The sequence below is a fragment of the Allosphingosinicella sp. genome (assembly GCF_036570505.1).
In the GTDB taxonomy this organism is placed as follows: Bacteria; Pseudomonadota; Alphaproteobacteria; order Sphingomonadales; family Sphingomonadaceae; genus Allosphingosinicella.
Genome location: NZ_DATCYB010000036.1, coordinates 14,872 through 27,358, shown reverse-complemented (window position 1 = coordinate 27,358; position 12,487 = coordinate 14,872). Strand labels below are relative to the sequence as shown.

The 12,487-nt window shown below is 67.6% G+C and carries 17 protein-coding genes; 2 read left to right on the top strand and 15 right to left on the bottom strand.

Features of this window, described 5'->3' with window-relative positions; all coding sequences use genetic code 11:
* Both VIR62_RS02865 and VIR62_RS02860 read left to right on the top strand, forming a co-directional pair.
* On the top strand, nt 1-413 hold a 413-nt coding region (locus VIR62_RS02865; protein WP_431868530.1), incomplete at its 5' end, for a helix-turn-helix domain-containing protein.
* A 386-nt stretch (nt 414-799) separates the two neighbouring features.
* Nucleotides 800-1,891, top strand: a complete 1,092-nt coding sequence (locus tag VIR62_RS02860) for a sigma-54 interaction domain-containing protein (RefSeq protein WP_431868528.1) — start codon at nt 800-802, stop codon at nt 1,889-1,891.
* On the opposite strand, the gene fliS is transcribed toward VIR62_RS02860, so the two are convergent.
* The 15 genes from fliS to VIR62_RS02785 are packed head-to-tail and all read right to left on the bottom strand — an operon-like array spanning nt 1,892 to nt 12,467.
* Nucleotides 1,892-2,284: a flagellar export chaperone FliS gene (fliS, locus tag VIR62_RS02855; protein ID WP_431868526.1), complete on the bottom strand. Its 393-nt coding sequence runs from the start codon at nt 2,282-2,284 to the stop codon at nt 1,892-1,894.
* 37 nt (nt 2,285-2,321) lie between these two features.
* Nucleotides 2,322-3,938 carry a flagellar filament capping protein FliD gene (gene fliD / locus VIR62_RS02850; protein ID WP_431868524.1) on the bottom strand — a complete coding sequence of 539 codons (1,617 nt, stop codon included), beginning with the start codon at nt 3,936-3,938 and terminating at the stop codon, nt 2,322-2,324.
* 55 nt (nt 3,939-3,993) lie between these two features.
* Entirely contained in the window at nt 3,994-4,338 is a 345-nt protein-coding gene (locus tag VIR62_RS02845) for a hypothetical protein (RefSeq protein ID WP_431868522.1), read from the bottom strand.
* Between the two features lie 51 nt (nt 4,339-4,389).
* The gene (gene flhB, locus VIR62_RS02840; RefSeq protein WP_431868521.1) at nt 4,390-5,529 is read right to left on the bottom strand and encodes a flagellar type III secretion system protein FlhB; all 1,140 of its coding nucleotides are present in this window, start codon (nt 5,527-5,529) and stop codon (nt 4,390-4,392) included.
* 3 nt (nt 5,530-5,532) lie between these two features.
* The gene (gene fliR / locus VIR62_RS02835) at nt 5,533-6,315 is read right to left on the bottom strand and encodes a flagellar biosynthetic protein FliR (RefSeq protein ID WP_431868536.1); all 783 of its coding nucleotides are present in this window, start codon (nt 6,313-6,315) and stop codon (nt 5,533-5,535) included.
* The gene (locus VIR62_RS02830; protein WP_431868519.1) at nt 6,312-6,584 is read right to left on the bottom strand and encodes a flagellar biosynthetic protein FliQ; all 273 of its coding nucleotides are present in this window, start codon (nt 6,582-6,584) and stop codon (nt 6,312-6,314) included. The genes fliR and VIR62_RS02830 overlap by 4 nt, the downstream gene beginning before the upstream one ends.
* Nucleotides 6,585-6,586: 2 nt before the next feature.
* Nucleotides 6,587-7,381: a flagellar type III secretion system pore protein FliP gene (fliP, locus tag VIR62_RS02825; protein ID WP_431868517.1), complete on the bottom strand. Its 795-nt coding sequence runs from the start codon at nt 7,379-7,381 to the stop codon at nt 6,587-6,589.
* Nucleotides 7,374-7,646: a FliO/MopB family protein gene (locus VIR62_RS02820; protein ID WP_431868515.1), complete on the bottom strand. Its 273-nt coding sequence runs from the start codon at nt 7,644-7,646 to the stop codon at nt 7,374-7,376. Before VIR62_RS02820 ends, fliP begins: the two co-directional genes overlap by 8 nt.
* Nucleotides 7,643-7,969 carry a flagellar motor switch protein FliN gene (fliN, locus tag VIR62_RS02815; RefSeq protein ID WP_431868513.1) on the bottom strand — a complete coding sequence of 109 codons (327 nt, stop codon included), beginning with the start codon at nt 7,967-7,969 and terminating at the stop codon, nt 7,643-7,645. The genes VIR62_RS02820 and fliN overlap by 4 nt, the downstream gene beginning before the upstream one ends.
* The gene (locus VIR62_RS02810) at nt 7,962-8,939 is read right to left on the bottom strand and encodes a flagellar motor switch protein FliM (RefSeq protein ID WP_431868511.1); all 978 of its coding nucleotides are present in this window, start codon (nt 8,937-8,939) and stop codon (nt 7,962-7,964) included. Before VIR62_RS02810 ends, fliN begins: the two co-directional genes overlap by 8 nt.
* The gene (locus VIR62_RS02805; RefSeq protein ID WP_431868509.1) at nt 8,936-9,502 is read right to left on the bottom strand and encodes a flagellar basal body-associated FliL family protein; all 567 of its coding nucleotides are present in this window, start codon (nt 9,500-9,502) and stop codon (nt 8,936-8,938) included. The genes VIR62_RS02810 and VIR62_RS02805 overlap by 4 nt, the downstream gene beginning before the upstream one ends.
* A gap of 10 nt (nt 9,503-9,512) precedes the next feature.
* Nucleotides 9,513-10,319, bottom strand: a complete 807-nt coding sequence (locus VIR62_RS02800; protein WP_431868508.1) for a flagellar hook-length control protein FliK — start codon at nt 10,317-10,319, stop codon at nt 9,513-9,515.
* A complete protein-coding gene (locus VIR62_RS02795) occupies nt 10,316-10,744 on the bottom strand; it encodes a hypothetical protein (RefSeq protein WP_431868506.1) in 429 nt (142 codons plus the stop codon). Before VIR62_RS02795 ends, VIR62_RS02800 begins: the two co-directional genes overlap by 4 nt.
* Entirely contained in the window at nt 10,741-11,172 is a 432-nt protein-coding gene (locus VIR62_RS02790; protein WP_431868504.1) for a hypothetical protein, read from the bottom strand. Before VIR62_RS02790 ends, VIR62_RS02795 begins: the two co-directional genes overlap by 4 nt.
* Nucleotides 11,169-12,467, bottom strand: a complete 1,299-nt coding sequence (locus tag VIR62_RS02785) for a FliI/YscN family ATPase (RefSeq protein ID WP_431868534.1) — start codon at nt 12,465-12,467, stop codon at nt 11,169-11,171. The genes VIR62_RS02790 and VIR62_RS02785 overlap by 4 nt, the downstream gene beginning before the upstream one ends.
* Nucleotides 12,468-12,487: the final 20 nt, after the last annotated feature.

Sequence of the window (12,487 nt, the reverse complement as noted above, 5' to 3'; positions counted from 1 at the left end):
TCCTCTACCGCCTGCTGACCGGCCCGCACGGCGCCACGATGCGGCAGATCACCTCCGGCCAGGGACGCGTCGCCCAGGTCGGCCGCGCCATCGCCTGGATCCGCCAGCATTTCCGCGAACGCCTCAGCATCGACCGCGTCGCCGCCGAAGCGGGCATGAGCCATTCGAGCCTGCACGAGCATTTCCGTGCGGTCACCGCGATGACCCCGCTGCAGTTCCAGAAGCAGCTCCGTCTGCAGGACGCGCGCACCCTGATGCTGGCCGACGGCCTCGACGCCACCACCGCGGCCTTCCGGGTCGGCTACGAAAGCCCGTCGCAGTTCAGCCGCGAGTACCGCCGCCACTTCGGCGAGCCTCCCTCGCGCGACATCGCCCGCCTGCGCGCTTCGCCCGAGCTCGCGCTGGTGGCTTAAGACGAGGGACAGTGGCGCCGGCTATGCCCCGGCCGTCTGGCGCGAACCATCTTCGCGGATGGCTGCTTTCGGAAAGGCTCGAGCAATTCCGAATGGTAAAGAGGGCTGCACGTCCGACGTCGGCGGCTCATCTGAACCCAAATTTCCCAATGATCTGGATGCCCATCATATTTATGCCGGGCGCGCCAGCCCTCTTCCCAGCGACACGACAAGTGGGCACGTCTCAACCAACGAAAGGAGTGGGCTTGGGAAATCATCCCAACTACTCTTTATCCGCCATTAACCAGTCGCGTTTCATAAAAGGGCGTCACACGGAATAACCGTGATGGGGGGTCCTAGATTGATTTGCCGCTTCCTGCGCTTCGGCTCGATGAGCGCCTAGCCAGATGTCCGTAGCCTTCCACCCGACGGCCGCCGGCGCGGCCAGCGCCGACAGCCTGATCGTCGGCGAAAGCCAGGCCATCGTCGAGCTTCGCCGTCTGGTCCGCCAGGTCGCGCCCAGCTCGGCTTCGGTGATCGTCACCGGCCCGTCCGGCAGCGGCAAGGAAATGGTGGCGCGCGCCATCCATGCCGAGAGCCAGCGGGCGTCCAAGAATTACGTCGCCGTGAACTGCGGCGCGATCCCCCGGGACCTTCTGGAATCGGAGCTTTTCGGCCACGAAAAGGGCTCCTTTACCGGCGCCGTCACCCAGCATCGCGGCCGCTTCGAGGAAGCCCATGGCGGCACCTTGTTCCTCGACGAGATCGGCGACATGCCGGCCGACATGCAGGTGAAGCTGCTTCGTGTGCTCGAGGAACGCGCCATCCAGCGCGTCGGCGGGCGCGGCCAGATCGCGGTCGACAGCCGCATCGTTTCCGCCACCCATCGCGACATCGACGAGGCGATCAGCCATCGCCGTTTCCGCGAGGACCTCTTCTACCGTCTCGCCGTCTTCCCGATCGACCTGCCGAGCCTGGCCGAACGGCGCGAGGACGTGCCGCTGCTCGTCCGCCACTTCCTGCGCCAGATCGCCGACAGCAAGCGCACCGTGCGCTTCACAAAGGAGGCGATGGACCGCCTCATCGCCCATCCCTGGCCCGGCAACGTCCGCGAGCTGCGCAACGTCATCGAGCGCGCCGCGATCCTGTTCCCCGGCCGGACGGTCAGCGCGGAGGAGGTCGATTTGCTCCTCCACCGCCGCACCCGCGTCGACCGAGCCGAACGCGCCGCCGTCTGGGAAGCCAGCGAACGCGCCGTGCCGCTCCCCGTCATGCCCATGCCGGTGCCGGAACCCGCGACCGCGGGCGACGACACCCTCATCAACGACGGCCCCGTCGACCTGCGCACAGTGGTCGCCGACCTGGAGCATCGCTATATCAGCGAAGCGCTGGACCGCACCGAAGGGGTGGTCGCCGAAGCGGCGCGCCTGCTCTCGCTCCAGCGCACGACTTTGATCGAGAAGATGCGCAAATACGGGCTTCACAAGGCCGCGGCCTGATCAGCCTATCGCCTCCCATGCGGAGGCGATCTCATTCAGCATCTCGCGCGCCTGGACGACCTGCTCGGCGTCGTTGGCGCGACCACCGGCAATGACCAATCGCCGTCCCTCCCGATAGATGGCGGCAAGACCGTCGGCTATGTCGCCGCCTTTCTCGAAATCGAGGCTCGCTTCCAGGCCATGAAGGATCGAGAGGGCGCGCGCCTGACGCGTGCCGCGCTGGCCGAGATCGCCGCGGCGGATCGCGGCGGTCATCGCGTCGAGTGCCTTCAGCAGCTCGTCGAACAGGATAGCGACAAGGCCATGAGGCGACGCACCTTCGATGCGGCTGGTCATGTCGATGCTTTGGTAGCGCGCGCGCGCCGCCCCGAACTGACCGTGCCTCATCAACATTCCCGTCACTCCCGCTACAAAACCCGACGCTCCGACCTCAGTCGCCGCTGCTGTTCCACATCTTGATCTGCTGCTCCAGATAGCTCTGGGTCGCCTTGAAGGCAGACACCTGGCGCTCCATGGCCGTGAACTGCTGGACCAGCTGGTCGTGATAAGCCGTCGAGCGCCGCTCGAGGTCTTCCCGATCCTCGGCGATCTGTTCCGCCTCCTCGGCCAGCCGGTGCTCAACTGCCGTGAACGGACCCGTCTCCGCCCTCAGCGCGTCGCGTATCGCTTGGAGAGCGCCGCCGAGGCCCTGGTCGATGGTGATGGTTACGCTCGACACCGAGCCGAAAACCGAAACGGCGAGGCCCACCGCGGCCGAGCCGACCGGGGCGATGAGCGTGGAACCGTCGGAGGTCATCGCGATACCGTCAACGAAGCCGCTCGCATCGATGCCACCGGCCGCCGCCACGATGCTGGTGAGCGTATAGGTTCCCGGCTTCACCCTTCCCATCTCGTTCGAGATGGAGACCAGCGAGCTGCTGCTGTTCTGACCCGGATTGAAGAGCGCTTCGACGCCTTGCGGATCGCTCTCCAGCATCTCGGTCAGCATGGCGGCGTCGACCTTGAGCGTGCCGTTGCGGTTGGTCGCGACGCCGATCTCGGCCAGAGTCGACGGCCCGCCTTCGGTGCTGAGCACCTTGGAGGGAAGCTGGGCGAGCTGGCGCTGCATTTCGCGAATGGCGATATTGCCGCGCAGCGGACCGCCCGGATCGCCCACGCCGCCGGATGGGCGCGTGGCGCTGGAGAGCAGGCTGTGCAATTCGTTATAGGCGGCGACGAAATCGTTGACCGCCAGCTCAAGCGATTCCGTCGGTCGCGTGATACCGAGCGCCACGGAGGTTCCGACGGCCGCCTTCTTGAGGTTGATCTCGACGCCCTCGATCAGGTCGTCGATGCTGTTGGACGCGCGCTTCACCTCGACGCCGTCGAGCTTCACGATCGCATCCTGGGCGATCTGCGCCCGGGTCATGCCGCCCGTCACGGCGGGGTCATAGGCGAAGCGCTCCAGCCCCGTCGCGGTGCCGGAGGGCACGCTCAGGGTGAAGGCCTCGGCCTCCCCGGTGGCACCCTTCAGCACGAGGCGGGCGCCGTTCGACTGGGTGACGATGGTGGCGGTGACGCCGGCATTCTGATCGTTGATCGCACGCGCGAGACCGTCCAGGCTGTCGTTGCTCGCGTCGATGGCGACGACGAAGCTGCCCTTGGACGTGGTAAGGGTGAGGTCGCCCTGGCCGATCGGATCGGAAGCGCTGGCGATAAACTCCGATTCCAGCGTCTGCGCCTGCGCCAGCTGCTCCACCTCCATCAGCGCCGAAAGCGTGCCAAGGCGCGCGCCGGGCCGGGCGGTGGCGGTGAGGATGCCGGTGTCGGACACGCTCGGCTGGCTGAAAAGGGTGCCGCCCGAGATGAGCGTCGACAGCGCGGTAGCGAAGGAGTCGATCGCGCCGGATGCGTCGGCGAGAGCCGAGATGCGAGCGGAGTTGAGCTGTTCGCGGCGGTCGATCAGCGCCTCCTTCGGCGCGCGAGCCGCGTCGGAGAGGGTCTGGATCAGCAGCTGGGTGTCGAGGCCCGAGCCGATGCCGAGGCTGTATCCGATCGAAGTAACCATGGGATCCCCTTCCGTCATGATTATTGACGGCCGGAGGGCGGCTTTCTTTAGGCCTTCAACCGGTCAAGGTTCTGACCGCGCCGCCGGCCAAGTGGGCCTGCGCGCCGAGCGATCGGCGGGGATCCTCGGCGATCCTTTTGGCGAGGGTCAGCACATGCTCCAGGGCGACGACGTCGACGGATGGGGCGGCTGCCCTGATGTCGTCGGCGACAGCCTCCAGCCATTGCTCCATCGGCACGCCCGAGCGCTGGGCGCGAACGCGCAGACGATCGAGCTCGGCTATGGCCGCCGCCATGTGGCCGGCGTTGCCGGAAAAGGCGAGCAGGGCCGCCTCGATATGGCCGAGGGCGGCGCCGAGCTCTTCCTCGCTCGCTATTCCTGATCCCTTCCGGTTGGTCACCGCCCCACGCTCCTCCTCGCCGCCAATAGCAACGGCGGGGCCGAGCGAAACTTAACCGTCGGGCCGCCCTTTCTCGTCGAAACGGGCGCCCGGCGGGACAGTGACCGGCGGCTGAACCGCGCCCGCCGCCACCGCCGAATCGAGGTTGAACACGAACGCAAGCACGGTCGCGACGGCGAGATAGAGATCCTCGCGGATGACCTGGCCGGTGCGGGCCGTGAAATAGACCGCGCGGGCGAGCTGCGGATAGCTGAGGATCGGCACCTCGTTCTCGGTCGCGAGCGCCCGGATCGCTTCGGCGGTTGCGCCGCGGCCGCGCGCGACGACGATCGGCGCGCCGTCGGTTTCGGGCTTGTAGCGAAGCGCGACGGCGAAATGGGTCGGGTTGGTGAGCACGACCGTCGCCTCGGCGACCGCGGCGCGGGCGGAGGCGCGGAGCACCTCATGCTGGCGGCGGCGGACGGCGGCCTTGAGCTCGGGCGAGCCCTCGGTCTGCTTGTGCTCGTCCTTCACCTCCTGCTTGCTCATCCTGAGGCGGGTGCCGCGCTGCATGATCTGGGCGGGCACGTCGATGAGGGCGATGGCGGCGAGCGCGAGCGACATGACCAGCACGGCGATGATGAAGGTCCAGCCGAGCGACGCGAGCGCCGGCCCGATTTCCTGCGATGTCAGACCCATCAGCGAACGCGCCTGGTCCATCAGCAGCCAGATGCCCACCGCGCCCAACAGGACGACCTTGACGAGCGACTTGCCGAGCTCGACGAGGCCCTGCATGCCGAAGATGCGCTTGAGCCCGGACAGCGGATTGAGCTTGCTCGCCTTGAAGCCGAAGGCCTTGGAACGAAAGCCGAAGGAGCCCAGCATGGCGGGCCCGCCGATCGCCGCGGCGATGGTGAGCGCGAAGAGGCCGAACAGCGGGACGATGACGATGCCGATAAGGCGCAGCGCCGCCGATCCGGGATCGAAGCCGCGCACGTCCGCCGCCTCGAACGTCAGCGCATCGGACAGCATTTCCTGTAGCGTCCCGAGGAAGAGCGGCCCCGCCAGGGCCAGCCAGGTGGCGCCGGCGAGCACGACCAAAGCGGTGCCCAGTTCCCTCGACTGGAGGACGTCGCCCTTTTCGGACGCGTCCCGGCGCCTTTTGTCGGTCGGCTCCTCGGTTTTCTGGTCTTTCTCGGGTGCGTCCGACATGGCCTACCCGCCCGCCGCCAGTCGCCGCGCCTCCTCGAGCCCCAGCTGGATCGCGGCGATGATCCCCTCCCCCATGATCGGCGCGGCCATGGCCATTAGCACGATGCCGGCGAGCAGGGCGGCGGGGAAGCCGACGGCGAACAGGTTCAGCGCCGGCGCCGACCGCGCGAGCATGCCCATGACGATCTGGACGAGCACGATGGCGAAGCCGACCGGCAGCGCGATCGACAGGCCCGCCGCGAACAGCACCCCGCCGAACGTGACGAGACCGTAGAGACTCTCCGCGCTGAGCCAGGCGTCGCCCGGCGGCAGCGCGCGATAGCTTTCCACGACGATGGCGGCGAGCGCGAGGTGACCGCCGATGGCGAGGAACAGAAGCGTGCCGACGATCGACAGGAATTGCGCGACGACCGGATTGTTCTGGCCGCTCTGCGGATCGACCATCGCGGCAAAGCCGAGGCCCATCGCATTGCCGATCGTCTCGCCCGCGACCAGCGCGGCCGAGAATCCGATCTGGATGGCGAAGCCAAGCGCGAGCCCGGCCATCGCCTCGCCCAGCACCAGCATGAACCCCTCGATCGAGGCCAGGCCATCGGCGGGAAGTGTGAAGTCGGTGATGGCGAGGGCGGGAATGCCGATCGCCAGAGCGATGATGAGGCGAAGCTGCACCGGCACGAAGGAGGCGCCGAACACCGGCGCCGCGAGGAAGGCCGCACCGGGCCGGATCATCGCCACCATCCAGAGCCAGAGTTGGGCTTCGAGACCTGCAAACCCCGCCGGCATCAGCGCGTCAGCTCGGGTATCCGGGCGAAGATGTCCTGGGTGAAATCGGCGATCAGCATCAGGATCGCGCCGCCGAACAGGGCCAGGCAGATGGCGACCACGATGAGCTTGGGCACGAAGCTCAACGTTGCTTCGTTGATCGAGGTCGCGGCCTGGATCATGCCGAGCACCAGGCCGGCGAGCAGCGCCGGGATCAGGATCGGCGCCGCGGCGAGCGACAGGATCCAGAGAGCCTGCTGCGCGATGCCGATGAAATAGTCGGGCTCTTCCACCGCTACACTCCGTTGAAGGAGGCCGCGAGCGAGCCCATCGTCAGCGCCCACCCGTCGACAAGGACGAACAGCAGCAGCTTGAACGGCATCGAGATGATCGACGGCGACAGCATCATCATGCCGAGCGCCATCAGCGTCGAGGCGACGACCAGGTCGATGATGAGGAAGGGCAGGAAGATCAGGAAGCCGATCTGGAAGGCGGTCTTCAGCTCGCTGGTCACGAAGGCGGGTAGCAGGATCGAGAAGGGCACGTCGTTGGGCGACGCGAAGGCCGGCGCGTCGGCGATATCGGCGAAGAGCTTGAGGTCGGTCTCACGGGTCTGGCCGATCATGAAGCCGTGCAGCACGTCGCCGGAGCGCGTGACCGCTTCCTCGATCGGGATCGCGCCGTCGCCATAAGGGGTGAAGGCGGTCTCGTTGATCCGCTCGATGAACGGGCTCATGACGAAGATCGACAGGAACAGGGCGAGGCCGACCAGCACCTGATTGGGCGGCGTCTGCTGAAGGCCCAGGGCCTGTCTCAGGATCGACAGGACGATGATGATGCGGGTGAAGCTGGTCATCATCAGGATCAGCGACGGCAGCACCGTCAGCAGGCTCATAAGGATGAGGACCTGGAGGCTGAGCGACAGCGGTCGGCCGTCACCCGAAATCGTGGTCAGCGCCCGGTCGAGCGCGCCCGGCTGTCCGCCGGCAGATTGGGCCCATGCGGGGGATGCGAACAGCAACGCCACGCCCAGCAGGCCAAGAAGAATGAGGAAGAGGCGCCCGCCCCTTCCGCCGATGACGTCACTCACCGTCAATGACTTTCGGTGCGTTGCTCTCGGACAGAAGCTCGATCCGGCCGCGCGAAACGGCGACGAGCAGGCGCTTGTCGGCGAACTCCACCACGGCGAGCCGTCCGACCGCGCCGAGCGGCAGCGCATCGACGATCTTCACCGCGCGTTCCCGCTGGCCCAGCGCCATGCCGGGCTGCGCCCGCCGCCACAGCCAGAGCGCGCCGAAGGCGAGCCCCGCCACCAGCGGCAGCATGATCAGGAGCTTCAATATGTAAGCGGTCATTTGCGGCGCTCGAGCCCCGCGAGCCTGGCGTCGGCCGAAACGACGTCGACCACGCGGACGCCGAAGCGGCCGTTGACGGTGACGATCTCGCCCTTGGCGATCAAGGTGCCGTTGGCCATGATGTCGAGCAGCTCATGCGCCTGCCGGTCGAGCTCCACGACGCCGCCTTCAGCGAGGTTCATCAGCTCGGAAAGCTTCAGCGCCGTGCTGCCCACCTCGACCGAGAGGCGGAGCGGAATGTCCGCGAGCAGGCGATAGTTGCGGCCCTGGAGGCCGGCTTCGCCCTGATCCTCGCCGACCGCGATTTCGTCGACTTCACTCATGTTTCAAGCTCCCTTCGATCTTCTCGATCTGAAGCGCCGCGCGCCCGTCCTGATCCCCGATCTTGCCGAGCGCCACCGGACGGCCGGCTACGAGCAGCGGCACCAGCGCCGGAACGCTGATCGGAATGACGTCGCCGGGCTTCAGCTGAAGCAGCTCGGCGACCGAGATGTTCGGACGCGCCAGCACGCTGCGCGCCTCCAGCCTGACGTCCGACAGCGCCGAGCCCATCCGCTCACGCCAGTGACGGCTGGCGATGCCGCCGTCGTCATGCAGGTTGGCGGTCAGCTCGACCTCGACGGCGCGAAGCGAGGAGACCGGGTAGAGAATGTCGATCGTTGCCGGCACGCTCTGCAGCGGCGGCGTAATGGTAAAACGGGCGATCGCGACCGGCTCCTCGTCGCGAACCAGGCTTGCGAAGGCGGTGTTGGTTTCGCGCGAATTCAGCTGGGCCTGGACGGGCTTCACCTCTGACCAGACCCCGGCCACGGCGGCGATCAGCGACTCGGTGAGGCGGCCGACAAGCCGCTCCTCGGTCGCGGTGAATTCCTTCTGCTTGCCGGCGCGCTTGGCACCGCTGCCGCCATAGAAGGTATCGACCAGGCGATTGATGAAATCCGGCTCGATCGCGATCAGCACGCCGCCCTTCATGGGCCTGAGGCTGTAAAGGCTGAGGCTCATGAATTCCGGCTGTTCCGCGCGCCAGCTTTCGAAGCGACGGATGGCGATGGTTTCGGCGATGACCTTGGGCTTCGCCCGGGCGAAGGGCTCGATCACGTCGCGCAGCTTGCGTGCCAGCCGCTCCCCCATCCGCTCCAGCGCCGGCAGCGCCGTCATCGGCCTCAGCGACGTGTTGCCGAAGGCATAGGGCTTGGCCACCTCGCCGCTCGGATCGGCGGCGTCATGTTCGCCAAGACCGGTCATCAGCGCGTCGACTTCCTCGCCGGACAGGGAAGAGGTGGCGTCGGTCATTGCACCACGAAGCTCGTGAAATAGACCTGGTCGATGCCGCCAAAGCCCTCGCGCTGCTTCAGCGCCTCGTTGACGGCCTTCTTGAGATCGCCCTTCAGCGCCTTCTTGCCCTCGGCCGTGGTCACATTCGTCAGATTCTGCTGCGACAATGTCATCAGCACGGCGGACCGGACCGCCATTTCGTGCAGCTTCACATTGTCGAGGACGCGCTGGTCGTAATAGGTCGACATGCCGACGCCGACCTGCATGAAGCCCTCGCTGTCGTTGAGGTTGACCGTGAACTGCTCGCCGAGCGGATAGTAGCTCGCGACGAATTTGGTCGGATCGGGCGACTTGTCGCCGGTCGGCGAGAAATATTTGACCGCCACGCTCTCATCGACGCCTTCGCGCAGGACGAGCTGCGGTAGGTTCGGATCGACATGGCTGGATTCGCCGGCGATCGCGCCGGTCGCGTATAGCCCCGCGCCCACGCCGCCGCCGACGATCACCAGCAGCGCGGCGCCGATCACGATCAGTTTCTTCTTCTTGCCCGGCTTCTTCGCCAGCTTTTCCTCATCGCTCATTTCATTCCCCTCACGCGTAGCGCTCGGATGCGTTCACGGCCGGCTTCGGAGCCTCATTGTCGGGCGTGGCTCCGGCACGATCGGTTCTCACGAAACCTTGGGCGCGCTCACCTTCCTGGCGGCGCTGCTCGCCCGCCGAATGGCCGCCCGTGCCGAGATCGACATGCGTCTCGGCGATGCGGACGCCCTGCGCGCGCGCTTCGGCGACCAGGCGCGGCTGGGCGTCGGCGATGATCGCACGCGCCGCCTCGGTATCCGCCGTCAGGCGCAGCGAAGCGCCGGCCTGTCCCTGGGTCAGCTCGACATGAAGCGAGCCCAGATTTTCGGGATTGAGCCGGAAGCGCAGACCGCCTTCGGCGCCGGCCGAGCGGGCGATGTCTCGCGCCAGCCGGTCGAGCCACTCGCCCTCATGGGCGAGATCGAGCTGCTGCTCGAGGGCCACGTCCACGGCTTCGCCGGGCTGGGCCGTCGCCGTCGCGGCTTCGGCCGGAGTCAACGGGCTCGTCATCGGCTGCAATGGCGCGGAAAAGAGGCTCGTGATTGTCGGACCGGTCCCGGCCGCGGGTGCCGGGCTTCCCTCGCCGGACGCAGCCTCGGCCGGACCAGCAATTTCAGCGAACGCCGATCGCACGGTCGCGGCTTCGGCCGTCATTTTGGCGGGGCCGGTCTTCAGCGTCTCGACAAGCGGCGCTTCGGGCTGAGCCGCGAGCGGCATCTTGAAGTCCACGCCCGGCTTTCCAGGCTGCGTTGCGGCCTCGCCGGCGGGAACGTCGGAACCAGCTGTTTCAGCGGCCACGCCCTTGGCGGCCACGATCATCGCGGCGGCCGGAGACGCCGCGAAGGCGGCGAGACCGCTTCGCTGAACGTCGGCGGCGTCAGCGGCGTCGGTACGGCGATGCCGAGCGACAGGATCGCCGCCGCCTCCGTGCCTTCCGCCAGCTTGTCAGCTTCACCCTTGGTCAACGCATCTTCTCCGGGGGCCAGGCTTGGCTCCGTTTCCCCTGAATTGACGGCCAAAAGTTTCTGAAAGGTTTTTATGGTTAAATTTTCTTCGCCTTCGACGCCGCAGGGCAGCTCAAAAGGCGCGTCGCCGCCGCCTTCGGCGGTTAACGGCGTGCCCATCCCGGCCATCATCCGGAGGAACATGTCGCCCGTCTGGGCCGCGCCGGCGATGCCGTCCACGGCAGCGGTCTCCAGCGGGTTCGATGCAATTCCGGTCTTGGGTCCCACACTCATCATCATGGCCTCTCTTCCTTGATGCCGAGGCGCGGGCGCGGGGGGCGGTGAACGGCCTTCTTCCGTTCCTCCGCCCGCCGCGCCGCCGCCGCGGCCTTTTCTTCAAGTTTTTCGGCGCTTTCCTGGTCCCGTCGCGCGGCAAGTCGCACGCCTTCGCGCGCCGCTACCTGCACCCGGGCGCCGTTGATCGTCCGTCCGAGGCCCTCCCGCGCCTTGTCGAGCCGCATCGCGAGCTCGCCGAGGCTGGCCAGAGCACCGCCGAAGACCTCGCCCTGGTCGGCGCCAAGCCCCTGGCGAAGCTGCTTGAGCCGCTCCTCGCTATGCTCCAGCGCCTTCAATTCCGCCGACGCGCGCGCGGCCGCGGCCGCGGCCAGATCGTGCTGGACGCGGCGAACGCGGACGATGCGCGCCCGCTGGCGAAGATTGGCGGTCATGACCCGAACGCCTCGACGAGCGCCGCGACCGAATCGGCGAAGGCAACCCGCTCTTTCGGCGTCTGGCGGATGAAGGCGAGCAGATCGGGGCGCCGCGCGATCGCTTCGTCGATCATCGGATCGCCGCCGGCCGCATAGGCGCCCATCAGGATCAGGTCGCGATTTTCCTCATAGGCCGACCAGATGCGCCTCAACGCCGCGGCCGCTCCGGCATGTTCGGGAGAAATGATGTCCGCCATGACGCGGCTCAGCGACCGGCCGATATCGATGGCCGGATAGACGCCCTGCTCGGCCAGTGACCGCGACAGAATGATGTGACCGTCGACGATGGCGCGGGCGGCATCGACGATCGGATCGTCGGTGTCGTCGCCGTCGGCGAGGACGGTATAGAGCGCGGTAATCGAACCGCCTGTCCGACTGTCGGCGCCGGCGCGCTCGACAAGGCGCGGGATGAGACCGAGGGCGGAGGGCGGATAGCCCTTCACCGTCGGCGGCTCGCCCAGGGACAGGCCGATTTCGCGTTGCGCATGGGCGACGCGCGTCAGGCTGTCCATGAGCAGCATCACCTTGAGGCCCTGCGAGCGGAAATATTCGGCGATGGTGGTGGCGCGCATGGCGGCGCGGAGTCTCAGCAGCGGCGCATGGTCGGCCGGAACGGCGACGACCACCGATTTCTGGCGCACCGCGCCCGGAAGCTTGGTGGCGAGGAAGTCGCTGACTTCGCGGCTGCGCTCGCCAACCAGACCGACGACGATCACGTCGGCCTCGGCGCCCGCGATCATCTGGCCCATCAGCACCGATTTGCCGACGCCGGAGCCGGCGATTATGGCGATGCGCTGGCCGACACCGGCGGTGAGCACGGCGTTGACGGCGCGGACGCCGATGTCGAACGGCTGGGTGACGCGCGCCCGGTCGAGCGGATTGCCCTGGCGGCCGGCGAGCGGCCAGGTCTCCGTCGTGGCGATCGGACCCAGCCCGTCGAGCGGCGCTCCGAGCGCGTCGACCACGCGTCCGAGCAGCGCCGGACCGACTTCGGCCATGCCGCCGCTGGAATCGGGTTCGACCCGCGCGCCGCTGGCGTGGGCGGCGTCGCCGTCGAGCGCCATCAGCAAGGTTCGGTCGCCTCGGAAGCCGACCACTTCGGCCCGTGCAGCACGCCCATCGGCGGCGATGACCCTGGCGCCCGATCCGATCGGGCGGCCGAAGCCGGTCGCCTCCAGCATCAGCCCGTCATAGGCGACGAGCCGGCCGACGAGGCGCGGACGACCCTCGGACAGATCGATACTGTCGAGCATCGCCCGCGCCCGCTCCGCGA

Coding starts and splice junctions, on each gene's coding strand:
- flhB (WP_431868521.1), bottom strand. CDS start 5,529: ATGTCGGACGCACCCGAGAAAGACCAGAAAACCGAGGAGCCGACCGAC.
- VIR62_RS02785 (WP_431868534.1), bottom strand. CDS start 12,467: ATGCTCGACAGTATCGATCTGTCCGAGGGTCGTCCGCGCCTCGTCGGC.
- VIR62_RS02860 (WP_431868528.1), top strand. CDS start 800: ATGTCCGTAGCCTTCCACCCGACGGCCGCCGGCGCGGCCAGCGCCGAC.
- fliD (WP_431868524.1), bottom strand. CDS start 3,938: ATGGTTACTTCGATCGGATACAGCCTCGGCATCGGCTCGGGCCTCGAC.
- fliN (WP_431868513.1), bottom strand. CDS start 7,969: ATGAGTGAAGTCGACGAAATCGCGGTCGGCGAGGATCAGGGCGAAGCC.
- fliS (WP_431868526.1), bottom strand. CDS start 2,284: ATGTTGATGAGGCACGGTCAGTTCGGGGCGGCGCGCGCGCGCTACCAA.
- VIR62_RS02820 (WP_431868515.1), bottom strand. CDS start 7,646: ATGACCGCTTACATATTGAAGCTCCTGATCATGCTGCCGCTGGTGGCG.
- VIR62_RS02800 (WP_431868508.1), bottom strand. CDS start 10,319: ATGATCGTGGCCGCCAAGGGCGTGGCCGCTGAAACAGCTGGTTCCGAC.
- VIR62_RS02790 (WP_431868504.1), bottom strand. CDS start 11,172: ATGACCGCCAATCTTCGCCAGCGGGCGCGCATCGTCCGCGTTCGCCGC.
- VIR62_RS02805 (WP_431868509.1), bottom strand. CDS start 9,502: ATGAGCGATGAGGAAAAGCTGGCGAAGAAGCCGGGCAAGAAGAAGAAA.
- VIR62_RS02810 (WP_431868511.1), bottom strand. CDS start 8,939: ATGACCGACGCCACCTCTTCCCTGTCCGGCGAGGAAGTCGACGCGCTG.
- VIR62_RS02795 (WP_431868506.1), bottom strand. CDS start 10,744: ATGATGATGAGTGTGGGACCCAAGACCGGAATTGCATCGAACCCGCTG.